The organism is Aminipila sp. (genome assembly GCF_032051575.1).
Taxonomy (GTDB): Bacteria; Bacillota; Clostridia; order Peptostreptococcales; family Anaerovoracaceae; genus Aminipila.
Genome location: NZ_DAMBYD010000006.1, coordinates 193463 through 209364, shown reverse-complemented (window position 1 = coordinate 209364; position 15902 = coordinate 193463). Strand labels below are relative to the sequence as shown.

Genomic DNA, 15902 nt, shown 5'->3' with positions numbered 1-15902 from the left:
CAAAATGCGAAAGTTTGTTTATTCATTTAATGAAGGCTCAAGGGACATGAGGAATCTTTTGGGTGGCAAGGGAGCAAATCTGGCTGAAATGACTCAAATAGGTCTGCCAGTACCTTTTGGCTTTACTGTTACCACTGAAGCATGTAATCGATATTACCATGAAGAATGTAAGATTGCTGAAGATATCATTGACCAGATTTTTGAAAAACTTTCTGAACTTGAAAACGTTACTGGCAAAGTTTTCGGAGACGTTTCCAACCCTCTTTTGGTTTCTGTTCGTTCGGGTTCTGTGTTTTCAATGCCCGGTATGATGGATACTATATTAAATTTGGGATTAAATGACGAAACAACGGCTGGCTTGGCTAAACTTACTGAAAATGAAAGATTTGCATATGACAGCTATAGAAGATTTATCCAAATGTTTGGTGATGTAGTTCTTGAAATTCCTAAATCAAAATTTGAAGATATTTTAAATGAGAAAAACCAGGAAAAAAACGGAAAATATGATGTGGATTTAGCGACAGAAGATTTAAAGGAAATCATAAGCTCCTATAAAGAACTGGTAAGAAACGAAATTGGAAGAGATTTTACTCAGAATCCTAAAGAACAATTGATGGAAGCTATAATGGCCGTGTTCCGATCGTGGAACAATGAACGGGCTATTTTGTATAGACAATTAAATAATATTTCCTCAGATTTGGGTACTGCTGTAAATGTGCAGTCAATGGTTTTTGGAAATATGGGAGATAATTCAGGTACAGGGGTTGCTTTTACTAGAGATCCTATAAATGGGCAGCATGGCATATTTGGTGAATTTCTGATTAATGCTCAAGGCGAAGAAGTTGTATCGGGTATCAGAACTCCTCAGCCCATTTCTGAAATGGCAGAAGCTTTTCCAGATGTGTATAAAGAATTTTTAAGAATCGCACAGTTACTTGAAAAGCATTTTACTGATATGCAGAACATTGAGTTTACTGTGGAAAAAAATAAATTATTTTTGCTTCAGTCACGCAATGCTAAAAGGACTGCGGAAGCTGCTGTAAAAATTGCTGTTGATATGGAGCTGGAAGGATTAATAGATAAGAAAACTGCAGTTACAAGACTTGAGCCGACACAAATTACCCAGTTGCTTCATCCTAAGTTTGAAGAAGAGGATTTAATAAAAGCTGTTAAACTTGCTAAGGGACTTCCAGCTTCGCCTGGTGCAGTAACGGGGAAAATTTATTTTAATGCACGGGATGCTGAAACAGCAGCAATCAATGGGGAAAAGGTAATACTAACAAGAATTGAAACTTCACCTGAAGATTTGGCAGGTATGGTAGCTGCAGAAGGCATACTGACTGCAAGAGGCGGAATGACTTCCCACGCTGCCGTAGTTGCAAGAGGCATGGGAAGATGTTGTATAGTGGGTTGTTCTGAAATTATAGTAGATGAAGAACAAAAAACACTTATTATTGGAAATATAGTTTTAACTGAGGGGCAGTATATATCCTTAGATGGCACCTCAGGAATAGTTTATAAAGGGCATGTTAAAACAGTAGCACCCGAATTGTCAGGGAATTTTGGAACTATTATGAAATGGGCGGATGAAATCAGGACCTTGAAAGTAAGGACAAATGCAGACAATTTGCAGGAAGCAAAATTAGCTTTGGATTTTGGCGCAGAGGGAATTGGTCTTTGCAGGACAGAACGAATGTTTCTGGTGGAAAGCAAAATATCACTTATTAGAAAAATGATATTGACTGATAATGAAGATAAAATAAGAGAGGCCTTATTGCAGCTTCTTCCTTACCAAAAAAAAGAATTTAAGTCAATATATGAGGTGATGAGAGATAAACCAGTTACTATAAGATTGTTAGATTTGTCTTTTGATGAATTTTTACCTGATACAACAGACGAAATAGAACAGCTAGCCAAGCAAATGAATGTGCCTTGCAACGATTTGATAAAAAGAATTGAAGAACTTCGAGAATCAAATCCAATGTTAGGTTATAGGGGATGCAGGTTAGCGGTTACTTATCCTGATATTGCTGCTATGCAGACGGAAGCTATTATTTTAGCTGCTATTGAATTGAAAAAAGAAAATAATCTGGATATAGTTCCAGAGATAATGGTACCCATGGTGGGATTAGCCAAGGAGTTTACTTTTATTAAGAAGATTGTTGTGGATACAATCGATAGGTGCTTTAAGAAGGAAAATATAACTTTAAATTATACAGTAGGAACTATGATTGAAGTGCCAAGAGCAGCTTTAACAGCTGATGAAATCGCTAAAGAAGCTGAATTCTTTTCTTTTGGAACAAATGACTTAACACAGTTGACTTTTGGATTTTCTAGGCCTGATTCGGTGAAGGTTATCCAGGAATATAGAGATAAACTGATTTTTGAAGATAATCCCTTTGAGACTATTGATAAAAACGGAGTAGGCAAACTAGTAAATATGGCAGTAGAGTTGGGCAAATCTGTAAGGCCAAATATTAGACTTGGTATTTGCGGCGAACAGGGAGGAGATCCTAGAACTGTTGAATTTTGTCATGCTGCTGGATTAAATTATGTATCCTGCTCACCCTATAGAGTTCCTATTGCAAGACTAGCCGCAGCACAGGCAGCTATCGCTGAAATGTAATTTTGGAGTAGCATCGTATTGTTTGTTGTGTGTCTGCTTTGTTGGAGGTCTGTCCTATTTCTTTTTGTGCTTCTAGCAAAAAAGATTGGGCGTATGGCGAATAGATAATCATTATTCTATGTGATAAAGTACAGTTGTAGTAGGTGATATTTGGTAACTTATGCCAGAGTAACTGCTTGACAAGGCACTGTATTATCAGATGATTTTGATTGCGAGTGTAAGAAATAATACAAGGTCATATCTTAGCAAGGAAGGAGCTCTTGAGAAATATTCAATTCCATTGACAGATAAAGAGGTTAAGGAATGTTTCGAAACAATTAAGGAAGTTGTTCCTCAGTTTAACAATGAAGTGAAAAAATGAATAATATGTATTTAATAAAACTGAATGAAGAGTGGAATTAATCTCATAGCAAGTGAAGAATAATCGAAACATGATGGTCGCATTATGTTGCAATTGTTCATAGAATCAACTAAAATAAAAAAGATTGTATTGTAACTATTTTGGAGGTTATGAAATGGTTGTTTCTTACAATAAATTAAATTATAATACTCACTAAACAGAATATGACTATGTTCGAACTTAGAAAGCTGATATAGAACTAAATATTATTTGAAAATATCACTGTGAAAGGTATAAAAATGAATACTAAGAATTTAAGAGATTGGACAATTGAATTATTACGTTTTATGGCTGCAATTGGAATTGCAATATTCCATTTTGAATGGATTTATTTAGAAGCACCTGTATATTTCCGTCACTTTTATATATTAGTAGAATTCTATTTTGTATTAGGTGGTTTTTTTCTTGCACATAATGTTTATTTAAAAGAAGAAAAAAACGAGCCATATACAGAGCTTGAGTCATTGAAATATATGATTAAACAAGCAAAAAAATTGTTTCCTATGTATGTAATTGGAGTGATATTCTCATTTGTAGTATATTGTATTTACAATAGAGTTACTGAAGTGGATAACATTGTGGCACTTTTATGGCGTACAAAATGGGAATTGATATATTTACAATTAAGTGGTATTGATATTTCAGCACCTCAAATGAATGGAGTTACAGGATATATACCTGTCTTGCTTATTAGCGGTCTGTGTTGTCATTATTTACTTAGAAAGTATAAACATTTTACAATTAATGTGTTATGCATAATAGGACCGATTTTAATATATTCACATATAATAAATGTTTATGGTAATTTGAGTCAGTGGGGAGCTTATGAAAATTGGTATTGTATAGGTGTACTACGTGGAATTGCTGGTTTATTAGTTGGAATTGGAGCATATTATTTTGGAAAATATATTTTTATTGAACATAAAAAAGATAACCATAAATCTATTAGAACAATTGGTGTAGTATTATGTATTATTTTTATTTTGTTATTGGTAATTATTTCAGATAAAATATCATATAATGACGAAGTACTATATCCTTATATTTTTGCTATTCTTATCACATGCATTTATCATAGATCAGTGGCGATAACATGTAAAATAGAGAAAGTAATATTATTAAGTGGAAGAATTTCATATAATATTTTTGTATTTCATTATGGAATTTGTTATCTGTTTAAGTATTTTACGCCTGATAAACCTTATAGGTCTATTGCAGTTATATTTCTTATAATTACTTTAATTTTTAGTATATTAATTGAGTATATTTTTATTTTATGTAAAAAACTTTTTAAAACACGTCTAGAAGAGTCTTCTTTACACTTACATAACCGTACTCATATTTAATAATTGAGTTTCCCCTCGTTTATGACGAGGAGGCGGTATCCGGTAGTATATTATCTTTACAAATAAGCTCATTTTGAGCCTCTGAAATATAGATTAATATTAAATATGAAATAATGATTACCCTATAATCATTCTATAAGGAGTGAGATAATAAGCGTTTATGCAGTGCCCCTCCTTAGCTTGCCTCAGCACAGGCAGTTGTAAAAGAAATTAAAAAATAAAATAATAGAATGACCAATTGGGGGAAACCTAATTGGTCATTACTAATTTTTCGGTGAAAATCTATTGGCTTTCAAATATAATAATATCTTCTCCTATTTTTACAATGGAGCTCCAGGGAAGCTGCATAAAATCGTGACCGGCAAGAAAACCTATTTTTGATTGTAAGTTAGGGACAAGAATGGATTTTATTTTGCCGGTATCTTTTTCAAACAACATTTCTGCATCCCAAAGCTGACCATGTCTACTGCCATTTCGTAAATCAACGATTTCTTTATCTCCTATTTCACTTAGTCGCATAATGAACCCCCATTTAGCAAATAATAATTAAAACATTTATTAATTTTATTTACGTAAGGAGCGTTTTATGAACAATTTTATGAATAAGGAAGAAGAAATAAAGGAAGATACAGGAAAAGAAGAAGCTGATAGTGGAGAAACAAAGGAAAATATAAAAGAATTAGGTATCACTAATACAGTAGACGATTTTAAAAGTGATATTTTATGTCTGCCCATTATCGGGAGCATTGAAGGTCATACTTTTGCAGCACCTATTGATAAAACTACAAAGTATGAGCACATTATACCTCAGTTAACTGCAGTGGAACAGAATCATAATATAAAAGGTCTTCTGACAATTTTGAACACTGTGGGCGGTGATGTGGAAGCTGGATTGGCTATATCTGAATTAATTGCGACACTTTCAAAACCAACAGTTTCGTTAGTTTTAGGTGGAGGACATAGCATTGGAATACCGCTTGCGACAGCTGCGGATTATTCATTTATTGCAGAAAGTGCAACGATGACTCTCCATCCAATTAGAATGAGTGGTATGATTATTGGAGCAGAACCAACTTATGAATATTTTAGAAAAATGCAAGATAGAATTATTGATTTCATTATAAGAACATCTAATGCTGATAGAAATCATATTGTTGAATTAATGAACTGTACGGATAATATGTCTAATGATGTAGGTACTGTTCTATTTAGTCATGATGCGGTAAAAGTAGGTCTAATTCATGAAATTGGTGGATTAGATAAGGCTTTAGCAAAGCTACATGAATTAATTAAAGAGAAAGAAAATAATAAATAAACATTGACAATTATTTCCACAAAGCTCTATAATAAATATGGATAAAGGAGTAAAATATGGAAATAATTACAATTATATTGGTAACTGATGATTTTGAGTATGCGAAAGCGATGTCAACTTGCGTATCAGAAGAGAATAAAGCTATAGTTTTTACAATTATAACTAGTGAAGAATTCGAAAATTATGATAAAACAAATGAATTTAATTTAATTTTGATTGACTATTTGATTTCTAATAATGAAGATAACTATATAAATCTAATTGAAAAGAAAACAGAAATAGAACAAATTAAATTGAAACAGACTTTATACAGATATGATACCGCCGAAAATTTTTCAAAAAGATTAACTCTTTTATATTGTATGAAAACTGGAAGTAAGTTCATAAGTCCTATGGAAAAAAACTGCAAGACAATATTATTCTGCAGTGCAGCAGGCGGCACTGGTAAAACATCTATAGCTATAGCTTTAGCGCAAGAATTAACAAGATTCCATGGGAAAAATGTATTATATATTAACTATGAAGAATTGGAATCAACAAATAGATATTTTAAAATGCAAGAAGATAAAACCGTTTCAAATTATTTGTATTATATAGAAACGAATAAAGATTTTAGTGGATTAATTGATAATTTTATTGTTTCTGACGAATATGGAATTAAAACATTTTCAGCTGGCAAAGGAAGAAATCAATTAAAACTGCTAAACATCGAAGAGCTTTGTAAATTTATAGAACAAATTCAGGCTGTAGGAGAATTTGATTATATTCTTATTGATGGAGATCATTCGTTAAATGAGGAAATGCTATGGCTTATTTCCATTTGTAACAAAATTTGCAAAGTTGAGAAATGGTCTAGTATTGGCTGCAATATAAAAGAAGATAATTTCAACAATTATCTAGAACACGTTTTTGGAAAACAAATATATGATAAAATAACTAATGTAGCAAATTGTTATATACAGCAAGAAGATTCCTGCCTTGAAGAAGATACAAAGAAGATATATATTTTTTATGACGAGAGTAGTTTTCGTACTCAGGCAAGAACAGAAAACATTTTTTACACAGAAATTAATATAGAACGGGATTTTGGTAATGGCATAAGACAATTGTCAACAAAATTAACAATAAATTAACAAAGCTTTAACATTTTTTCTCTTTTTTAGCGTGTGTTTACCTTATACTATAATAGAGACAGGCTATGATAGTGATAATCGCGTGCAATTGAGAGGAGAACAAAATGGAAGTAAATTGGTTTCAAGTCATTATAACATTACTTGGAGGCTTAGCTGTTTTCATATATGGAATGAACTTAATGAGTGATGGATTGCAGAAGGCAGCCGGAGAAAAAATGAGAAATGTTTTGGCTCTTTTGACCAAAAATCCCCTGATTGGAGTTTTAGCAGGTGCTTTAACAACTGCTGTACTACAGAGTAGTAGTGCAACAACCGTTATGGTTATTGGTTTTGTCAGTGCAGGACTTATGAATTTACCACAGGCAATTAGTATTGTACTCGGTGCTAATATTGGTACAACTATAACAGCACAGCTTATTGCCTTTAAGGTGGGAGATTATGCTTGGGCGTTTATTGTTATTGGATTTGTTATGTACTTTTTTATGAAAAAAGAGAACTGGGTAAATATTGGACAGACTATTTTTGCATTTGGACTACTCTTTATGGGGATTAATACCATGGGTGATGTTATGAGACCCATAGCTGCAATGCCAGAAGTAGCCCAAATGTTTTTATCCGTTAAAGAAATTCCTGTTCTGGGTGTTATAATTGGTACATTAGTAACCCTTGTTATACAGAGCAGTTCTGCTTCTATTGCGGTATTACAAAATTTAGCCTGCCAGGTAGGACCTGATGGTGTTTCAAGTATTATTGGACTTCAAGGTGCACTACCGATTTTGTTTGGCACGAATATAGGAACAACAATTACTGCGATACTGGCATCAATAGGAGCATCTGTTAATGCTAAAAGAACTGCAGCTGCCCATATTATTTTTAATGTTACAGGTACAGTTTTATTTATGTTTTTTATACCTATATATAGTAGATTTATTAAATATATTTCACCGTCAGGTCCGGAATATGAAATTGTATCAAGACAGATTGCAAATGCACATATGCTTTTTAATATTATAAATACAATTATTTTCTTACCATTCATTTGGCTTCTAGTTAAAGTTGTTATGAAAATTATTCCGGGTACAGATAACGACAGATTACCTTCGCAACCTGTATATTTGGACTATAATATTATTGAACAGCCATTTTTTGCTATACATCTTGCAACAAAAGAACTTTCCCGAATAGCAAACTTTACATTACAGATGATTACAGATGCAAAGAAGGCATTTCTGGCAAATGATACTCAGGCCTTAAATAGTGTGTTTGAAACAGAGGAAATTGTTAATACACTTCAAGATGAAACGGTGAAATATCTAGCTTCAATATTTGCTAATGATACATTGACAGAGCATCAGGGGAAAATAGTTTCAGGACTTATTCATATGGCTACAGACATAGAACATATTGGTGATAACTGCACGAATATTGCTGAGTTTACCAATGAAAAAATGAAGCATGGTTATGAATTTTCTGATATAGCCTGTGCTGAAATATATGAGTGTTTTGATCAAGCGTCAAGAATGACGAGAGAAACCATTAAAGCTCTTGAAACTGGAGATATAAATCTTGCAAATGATGTTCTTGTTCAAGAGGAAGAAATGAATAGAACAGAACAGAGATTGAAGAAAGAGCATATTAAAAGACTTTATGATAAAAAGTGCTCCCCAGAATTTACAGTTATGTATACAGATATAGTTCATAATATTGAAAGAATTGGTGATTCTTGTAAAAATATTGCAGAGGCAGTGCTATCGGATATAAACTTTAAAGAAAGTAATATTCCAACTAAAGAAATTAGAGATTCTATATAATTGATGAAAGTTGTTATTTGTGTTAAAATTAAATATACAAACTTAAAATTAAGCTGATATACTTGGGATGACATTTTGACTCCATAGCGTATCAGCTTAAATAGTATCAGAGATTAGCGATACAGAATTGAAGGGAAATAATGAAAAAGATATTAATAATTGAGGATGAACCCAATATTATAGAATTAGTTGGTTATAACTTAAAAAATAACGGTTATGATTATATAAGCGCTGAGGACGGTTTGCTGGGTATTACTTTAGTACACAAACAAAAGCCGGATTTAATTCTTTTAGACTTAATGCTGCCCGGTAAGAATGGACATGAAATATGCAGAGAATTGAGGGAGGAAGGAAATAAAACTCCTATTATAATGCTTACGGCCAAAAGTGATGAGGTAGATAAAATATTGGGTCTGGAATTTGGTGCAGATGACTATATCACAAAACCTTTTAGTGTACGTGAGCTAATGGCTAGAATAAAGGCTGTTTTAAGAAGATATGAGGAGAACAATTCTTCTGATAGTATAGATGACTATGTTATTAGTATAGACGACATAGAAATAAATACAGACAGGCATGAGGTTATGGTAGCAGGGAAACAGGTGGAGCTTACACTGAAAGAATTTGAACTATTATGTTTTTTAACAGAAAATAGGGGACACGTTTTTTCAAGAGATCAGCTTTTGGATAAAGTTTGGGGAATTGATTTTGTAGGTGAGACAAGAACTGTAGATGTACATATCCGATATTTGAGAAAAAAACTGGGGCAAGATGACAATGAGGATAAATATATACAGACAATACGCGGGAAGGGCTACAAAATGAGATGAAAAAGAGATTTTTAATGGCTTCAGTAGGGATCACAGCATGTAATGTTGTTTTACTTTTATTTGTTATGGCTTACTTTGTTTCTATAGAATCAAATACACATGACAGTGCTTTCTCGTTTATGCTAAATAACAAATATTTTGGCATCACTATGGTTATATGTGTGCTGTGTTCCGGAATTTTTTCGCTATTTATGTATAACCAAATAATGAAGCCAGTGCATAAGCTTCAAGAACAGATGGTTAAAACAACAGAAGAGAATAAGAAAGCAGAGCAGATAAGAAGTGAATTTGTGGCTAATGTAACACACGAGTTAAAAACTCCACTCACTTCCATTTCTGGATTTATTGAGACATTACAGGATGGTGCTGCTGAAAACCCTGAAATAAGAAATAAATTTATTGACATTATTGCCATTGAAACTTCTAGATTAGAGCGGTTAATTGAAGATGTGCTGGTTCTTTCAGACATCGAAAATAAAAGGGCGCCTTTGGACATTGCAAAGATTGATACAAAGGACAGTCTGATTAAAATGATTTCTACAATGGAACCCCTTGCAAACAGTAAAAATATTAAAATTGAAACCAAACTGGCAAATCAATGTTTTATCGAAGGAAATGTTGACCGTTTTATACAAATGATGATGAACTTAATTGAAAATGCTATAAAGTATTCCAAAGAAGATCAAAAGGGAAAGATACTGGTTTCATCTTTTATGGACAATGATAAGGTGTATATTGAAGTTACTGATAATGGAATCGGAATATCTGAAGAACATTTTGACCGATTGTTTGAGCGATTTTACAGAGTAGATAAGTCAAGAACTAAAAAAGGCGGTGGAACGGGATTAGGACTTTCTATTGTTAAGCATATCGCTTTTTTATTTAATGCAGAAGTTAGTGTAAAAAGTACGTTAGGGGAAGGAACTACATTTACAGTTATATTTAATAGAAAAGAGGATTAGATGGGTCATCTTGATATATTAATACGTGATTTAGCGTTAATACTTGCAGTAGCAAGTGCAACCACTATTATTTTCAAAAAAATAAAACAACCATTAGTCTTAGGATATATTTTGGCGGGTTTTTTAACTAGTGCGAACTTTTCTATATTTCCAACTATTATGGATGTTGAAAATATAAACCTTTGGGCTGAACTTGGGGTTATTTTTATCATGTTTGCCTTGGGACTTGAATTTAGCTTTCATAAAATAGCGAATATAGGTGGCAGTGCTATTGTAACGGCTGCTACAGTTATAACATCAATGGTATTTATTGGATATGGTGCAGGATCAGCTATGGGATGGGACCGGATGGATAGTATTTTTTTAGGTGGTATGTTATCTATGTCTTCTACCATGATTATATTAAAGGCTTATGAAGAACTAAAATTAAAAACTAAAAAATATGCACAATTAGTATTGGGAACATTAATCATTGAAGATGTGGTAGCTATATTTATGATGATTGTGCTTTCCACTATTTCTGTAAGCAAGGATGTATCAGGAATTGAATTATTCAGTGAAATAGGTATGATGATGCTGTATTTAATTTTATGGCTGCTTTTAGGCATATATCTGATACCTACGGCTTTAAAGAAGGCGGATAAATATTTAAATGATGAAACTTTGCTTATTGTGTCCTTGGGGCTTTGTCTTGCTATGGTAGTGATTGCAAATTACATGGGATTTTCTTCTGCTTTAGGCGCATTTCTGGCTGGATCTATACTTGCTGGTACTGTTAAGGCGGAACGAATTGAGGATCTTGTAAAACCCATAAAAGATTTATTTGGTGCAATATTTTTTGTGTCAGTGGGAATGCTTGTAAATCCAGAGTTAATTATTAAATATGCAGGACCTATTTTAATCCTTACATTGGTTACTATCATTGGGCAAATGGTTTTCTCAAGTATTGGTGTACTCTTGTCTGGCCAATCACTTCGTACAGCGGTTGGCGCGGGAATGAGTATGGTTCAAATCGGTGAATTTTCATTTATTATTGCTTCTTTAGGAAACTCTTTGGGGGTAACAAGTCATTTCTTATATCCAATAGTAGTATCTGTATCTGTGATAACAACCTTTACAACCCCCATGTTTATAAAGAAAATAGATACCGCTTATCTAAAAATAAGCAGGATATTACCAAAAAGAACATTAAAGACTATAAAACAATATACTTCGGAAAAGCAGAATGAAAATGAAAAGGATCCTGACTGGAAGGAATTTTTAAGTAAATACTTACCAAGAACAGCGATTACTACAGCTATTTTGTTTTGTATGTATATAGTAGAGACACAGGTTTTATTACCTGCCTTATGGTCATATGGAATGGAATCTACCGTAGCAAGATGGATTACAGGTGGTCTAACAGTAATTTTAATGACACCAGTAATAAATTTGATGTCGTATAAGAGAAATACAATTTACACGAAACTTTGGCTTAAAAGTAAAACCAATAGGCTTCCACTGTTAGTTTTTCGAAGTGTAAGGGTCCTTGTTTGTGTATTCTTTGTTATGCTTACTATTAGTTCTATTACAGAGATTCCTATATGGATTCTTTGGATAATAGCTTTGATTATTGTATTTTTTAGTATAAAATCTGATTTTATGGCTAGCAATTCCATTAAAATTGAAACAAGGTTTATAGCAAATTTTAATGAACGTATATTAGAAAAGAAGAAAAAAGAGAGGGGCATTACCGAGGAGTATAGGTGGCTTGATGAAACTTTATTAGTAGAAGAATATGAAATTAATGAAATATTGATAGAAAAACCTGAAAGAAGCTTTTTCGCCAGACGTAAACTAGGAGTACAAATTATAAAGATCATAAGGAAAGGCAAACATATAAATATTCCAGATATAGGAACAGGCATAGAAGAAGGAGATATCATTGTAGTCATGGGTAAACGGCATAATCTTGATTCCTATGAAATGGCCATTCAAACCACTGCTGTTACGAATAAACGAAAAGCTAAATTTACATTACGGGATTATACCTATAGGCAGGTTTTCACTTCCACAGACAGAGAAAATCATTTGCTTTGTATGGCAGTTAATGTAACGAATCAGTGTGAATTCTGCAATAAAACCATTCAAATGTCAAATGTGAAAGAAAAATATAATGGCTTTGTTATAGGTATAGATAGAGATGCACTATCATTAATAAGCCCAAATAAAAATACACAAATTCAAGAGGGAGATGTTTTATGGGTATTAGGAGCCCAGAGAACGTTGGATAAATTCTTTAGAAAAGGTGTACTTAATTAAGCAAGTCGAATAATGTCGATACAAAACAGTTGTAAATTATTTACAGCTGTTTTATTATATAGTTGAAAGGAAATAAAAGTAAAAAAAGGTTAAATATGTATATTAATAAAGATATAATTATGGACATTATGGAAGATATGAGAAAGATTATAGGGCATAGCGATTATGGTAATGATGAGCAACAAATTTTTAAAATAATTGAAAGTTATATTCTATCGGATTCAAGATTAGAAATGTATAATTTCAAGGTCAAAGCAAGATTAGTTTATCAAGTATATTATTCCATAAGAAAAGATTTAGGGATATTGCATCCATTTAGTAAGGATAAAGACATTACAGAGATCATGGTAAATGGCAAAGATAATATATTTATTGAACGGTCTGGGACGATTGAAAGAGTAAATGAACAATTTACTACAACAGAAGAACTGGAAGAATTGATAAGAAGAATTGCAGGCAGAGTACATCGTGAAATAAACGAACTAAATCCTATAGTGGATGCCCGATTGCCAGATGGTTCAAGGATAAATGCGGTTTATAAGAATGTAGCATTAAATGGACCGATTCTAACGATTAGAAAGTTTCCTGAAAAGGCTTTTTCAATGGAAGATTTAATACAATTTGGAACTATAACAGAAGAAGCAGCAGATTTCTTAAACAGAATGGTAATTGCAGGAGAAAATATATTTATCAGTGGAGGTACGGGTAGTGGTAAAACCAGCTTATTGAACGTTTTATCAAACTATATACCTAAGGAAGAACGAATTATTGTTATAGAAGATTCTGCAGAACTTCAGCTGCATGGAATTGAAAACATAGTGAGGCTGGAATGCAGAAATGCAAATGTTCAAGGCAAGGGCCTTGTTGATATGCAACAATTAATTAAGACTAGTCTTCGAATGCGGCCAAATAGAATTATTGTTGGAGAGGTAAGAGGGAAGGAGGTACTGGATATGCTTCAGGCTTTTAATACGGGACACGATGGATCATTATCTACGGGACATGGGAATTCTATATCAGGAATGTTGAAACGATTAGAAACCATGGTACTGCAGGCAGCAAATTTCCCAACAGATGCAATACGGAATCAAATAGCAGAAGGCATTGATATAATGGTTCATTTAGGCAGAATGCCAGATAAATCTAGACGTGTACTTGAGATTGCTGAAATATATGGCTATGAACAGAATAAGTATATGATTAATAGTTTGTTTAAGTATGAAGTAAAAAACGGATTAGTAAAAATCCAAAATGAATTGATAAATAAGGATAAATTGTTATTAAGGGGAGTTAGATAAATGGATAACAATATAGTAGACAACATCATTGATTATGACAACTATAAGCTGCAAGGTGTACAAGCTAGAAATTACTATATGATTACTTGTACCAGTTTATTTCTGATTGGATATATTTTTTATTTTAATTTATTTATTGCAACTTTTATGGCCTCTCTGGCTTTGCCATTCAAGAGGACCTATATTAAATTTAAGATAAAACAACAGAAAGAAATTTTAAAGCAACAATTCCGCGATTTACTTTATTCTTTATCCGCCTCAATTTCTGCCGGAAGACAAATGTCAGAGGCCCTAATAGAAGGAAACAAAAATTTAGCTTTAATGTATGGAGGAGAGGAACCCATAATGCTGGAGTTACAATACATAACCAAAAGCATTAAGGATAGTAGGGCAACAGATGAGATGCTATTAAAGGATTTTGCTTATAGAAGTGGAATTGAAGAAATCATTAATTTTGCAGATGTGTATTCTATCTGCAGAACAACCGGAGCAAATTTAGGGGCAATGATTTCAAAGGCAACTGAAGTGATAATGGATAAAATGGCTATAGACAGAGAAATTAAATCGATTACTGCCCAGAAGAAGGCGGAAGCTAAAATAATTAGTTCTATGCCTGTAATTATAATTGTTTTTTTAAATTTAGTATCTCCTGGATATTTAGATAGTTTGTATTATACATTTTGTGGACGCATTATAATGACTAGCGCCCTTGTGATTATAATCATATCTTATTATATTATGAACAGAATGGTTGAGGTGAAAGTGTGAACTTAATAGATGAATTTTTAACTCACCTTATGAATAAAATGCCCGATTTGCTTACAGGGGAAACTAAAAAGTATGAAAAAGAACTATATGGCCTTTATGGAAATAATAAAAATAGCAATCTGACATATGCTATGAAACTTCAAAATTTTAAAAGATATATTGTCATTATAATCATACTTCTTTTTACAGTTTTATTAGTTACATCTGCAAATATGCTTAATAATCAAATCCCTTTTTCTATTGATCAAGCTGGACATAAATATATTGAAAGACCTACTTATGATCAGGGAGATATAAATGCAAAGCTAATTGTATCAGGAGATGTGGAAGGGGATACTATAAAAAAACCAATTACATTAAATATAAAACCTGAAGGAGCGAATAGTAATAAAGAAGATGTTAAGGAGAAATCAGTAAATCTGAAAGAGCAGGTTTATGGTAAACTTAATCTGCTTGTTTATAGTATAAATAAAAGTGATGATCTAAAAAGAGTATATTTACCAGAGCATATAGAAGGAATGGGTAATGTGTCATGGAACAAAGACAAAAATCACCCTATGCTATTAATTGCCTTTGCATGTGGTGTTTTATTATTCGGTACTTACATTAAAAGATATAATCAAATTATGAAACTTAAGAAAAGTTGCAATGAATCGATTGAAGAAGAATTACCAGATTTTATAAATAAGATAGTACTTCTAATGAATGCAGGATTAGTTTTATCAGCTGCTTTTGAAAAAATAGTAAAGGATTACAATTATCGTGCATACATGGATAAGTCCTATTTTTATAGTCAGCTTACGGAGATAAATATTAAAGTAGCTGAGACAAATGCATCAATGGTAGAAGAATTGAAAAGATTAGCAGAGAGAAGTAAAAACAGAGAGTTTATGCGGATCAGTAGTGTTATATCAGATAATATACATAAAGGAACTGAATTAGTAAATATTCTTCAAGGCGAGAGTAGTTTTTTATGGTTTCAAAGAAAAAAACGTGCAGAGGAAAAGGGACGTATAGCTGAAACAAAGCTGACTATGCCATTAGCATTACAGCTTTTAGTTTTAATTATTATAACCTTGGCACCTGCTATGATTGAAATGTAGGATAAGTAA

12 protein-coding genes are annotated in these 15902 nt (G+C 32.5%); 11 read left to right on the top strand and 1 reads right to left on the bottom strand.

Translation table 11 applies throughout. The features are described from left to right. The first annotated feature begins 4 nt into the window (after positions 1–4). Positions 5–2626 (top strand): pyruvate, phosphate dikinase, encoded by a 2622-nt coding sequence (gene ppdK / locus RTW14_RS10060; protein ID WP_312650400.1) that lies wholly within the window; start codon positions 5–7, stop codon positions 2624–2626. A gap of 639 nt (positions 2627–3265) precedes the next feature. Further along, the gene (locus RTW14_RS10055) at positions 3266–4372 is read left to right on the top strand and encodes an acyltransferase family protein (RefSeq protein WP_312650398.1); all 1107 of its coding nucleotides are present in this window, start codon (positions 3266–3268) and stop codon (positions 4370–4372) included. A gap of 282 nt (positions 4373–4654) precedes the next feature. Here the strand turns inward: RTW14_RS10055 and RTW14_RS10050 are convergent, their stop codons facing one another. Beyond that, a complete protein-coding gene (locus RTW14_RS10050) occupies positions 4655–4891 on the bottom strand; it encodes a YlmC/YmxH family sporulation protein (protein WP_312650396.1) in 237 nt (78 codons plus the stop codon). 67 nt (positions 4892–4958) lie between these two features. Between RTW14_RS10050 and RTW14_RS10045 the strand changes: the two genes are divergently transcribed. The 9 genes from RTW14_RS10045 (at position 4959) to RTW14_RS10005 (ending at position 15893) form a co-directional block, all read left to right on the top strand. Next, a complete protein-coding gene (locus tag RTW14_RS10045) occupies positions 4959–5687 on the top strand; it encodes a ClpP family protease (RefSeq protein WP_312650392.1) in 729 nt (242 codons plus the stop codon). A gap of 56 nt (positions 5688–5743) precedes the next feature. Then, positions 5744–6820 (top strand): DEAD/DEAH box helicase family protein, encoded by a 1077-nt coding sequence (locus tag RTW14_RS10040; RefSeq protein WP_312650389.1) that lies wholly within the window; start codon positions 5744–5746, stop codon positions 6818–6820. Between the two features lie 104 nt (positions 6821–6924). Then, on the top strand, positions 6925–8631 hold the full coding sequence (locus tag RTW14_RS10035) for a Na/Pi cotransporter family protein (protein ID WP_312650385.1): 1707 nt from the start codon (positions 6925–6927) through the stop codon (positions 8629–8631). A 140-nt stretch (positions 8632–8771) separates the two neighbouring features. Further along, positions 8772–9461, top strand: a complete 690-nt coding sequence (locus RTW14_RS10030) for a response regulator transcription factor (protein ID WP_312650381.1) — start codon at positions 8772–8774, stop codon at positions 9459–9461. Beyond that, on the top strand, positions 9458–10423 hold the full coding sequence (locus RTW14_RS10025; RefSeq protein WP_312650378.1) for a sensor histidine kinase: 966 nt from the start codon (positions 9458–9460) through the stop codon (positions 10421–10423). The genes RTW14_RS10030 and RTW14_RS10025 overlap by 4 nt, the downstream gene beginning before the upstream one ends. Continuing rightward, on the top strand, positions 10424–12724 hold the full coding sequence (locus tag RTW14_RS10020) for a cation:proton antiporter domain-containing protein (RefSeq protein ID WP_312650374.1): 2301 nt from the start codon (positions 10424–10426) through the stop codon (positions 12722–12724). Between the two features lie 95 nt (positions 12725–12819). Continuing rightward, entirely contained in the window at positions 12820–14022 is a 1203-nt protein-coding gene (locus RTW14_RS10015; protein ID WP_312650371.1) for a CpaF family protein, read from the top strand. Next, a complete protein-coding gene (locus RTW14_RS10010) occupies positions 14023–14790 on the top strand; it encodes a type II secretion system F family protein (protein ID WP_312650366.1) in 768 nt (255 codons plus the stop codon). After that, on the top strand, positions 14787–15893 hold the full coding sequence (locus RTW14_RS10005) for a hypothetical protein (RefSeq protein ID WP_312650363.1): 1107 nt from the start codon (positions 14787–14789) through the stop codon (positions 15891–15893). The genes RTW14_RS10010 and RTW14_RS10005 overlap by 4 nt, the downstream gene beginning before the upstream one ends. Positions 15894–15902: the final 9 nt, after the last annotated feature.

What these genes read in the sequence shown, in the direction of transcription:
- ppdK (WP_312650400.1), top strand. Translation starts at nt 5, where the DNA reads ATGCGAAAGTTTGTTTATTCATTTAATGAAGGCTCAAGGGACATGAGG.
- RTW14_RS10055 (WP_312650398.1), top strand. Translation starts at nt 3,266, where the DNA reads ATGAATACTAAGAATTTAAGAGATTGGACAATTGAATTATTACGTTTT.
- RTW14_RS10050 (WP_312650396.1), bottom strand. Translation starts at nt 4,891, where the DNA reads ATGCGACTAAGTGAAATAGGAGATAAAGAAATCGTTGATTTACGAAAT.
- RTW14_RS10045 (WP_312650392.1), top strand. Translation starts at nt 4,959, where the DNA reads ATGAACAATTTTATGAATAAGGAAGAAGAAATAAAGGAAGATACAGGA.
- RTW14_RS10040 (WP_312650389.1), top strand. Translation starts at nt 5,744, where the DNA reads ATGGAAATAATTACAATTATATTGGTAACTGATGATTTTGAGTATGCG.
- RTW14_RS10035 (WP_312650385.1), top strand. Translation starts at nt 6,925, where the DNA reads ATGGAAGTAAATTGGTTTCAAGTCATTATAACATTACTTGGAGGCTTA.
- RTW14_RS10030 (WP_312650381.1), top strand. Translation starts at nt 8,772, where the DNA reads ATGAAAAAGATATTAATAATTGAGGATGAACCCAATATTATAGAATTA.
- RTW14_RS10025 (WP_312650378.1), top strand. Translation starts at nt 9,458, where the DNA reads ATGAAAAAGAGATTTTTAATGGCTTCAGTAGGGATCACAGCATGTAAT.
- RTW14_RS10020 (WP_312650374.1), top strand. Translation starts at nt 10,424, where the DNA reads ATGGGTCATCTTGATATATTAATACGTGATTTAGCGTTAATACTTGCA.
- RTW14_RS10015 (WP_312650371.1), top strand. Translation starts at nt 12,820, where the DNA reads ATGTATATTAATAAAGATATAATTATGGACATTATGGAAGATATGAGA.
- RTW14_RS10010 (WP_312650366.1), top strand. Translation starts at nt 14,023, where the DNA reads ATGGATAACAATATAGTAGACAACATCATTGATTATGACAACTATAAG.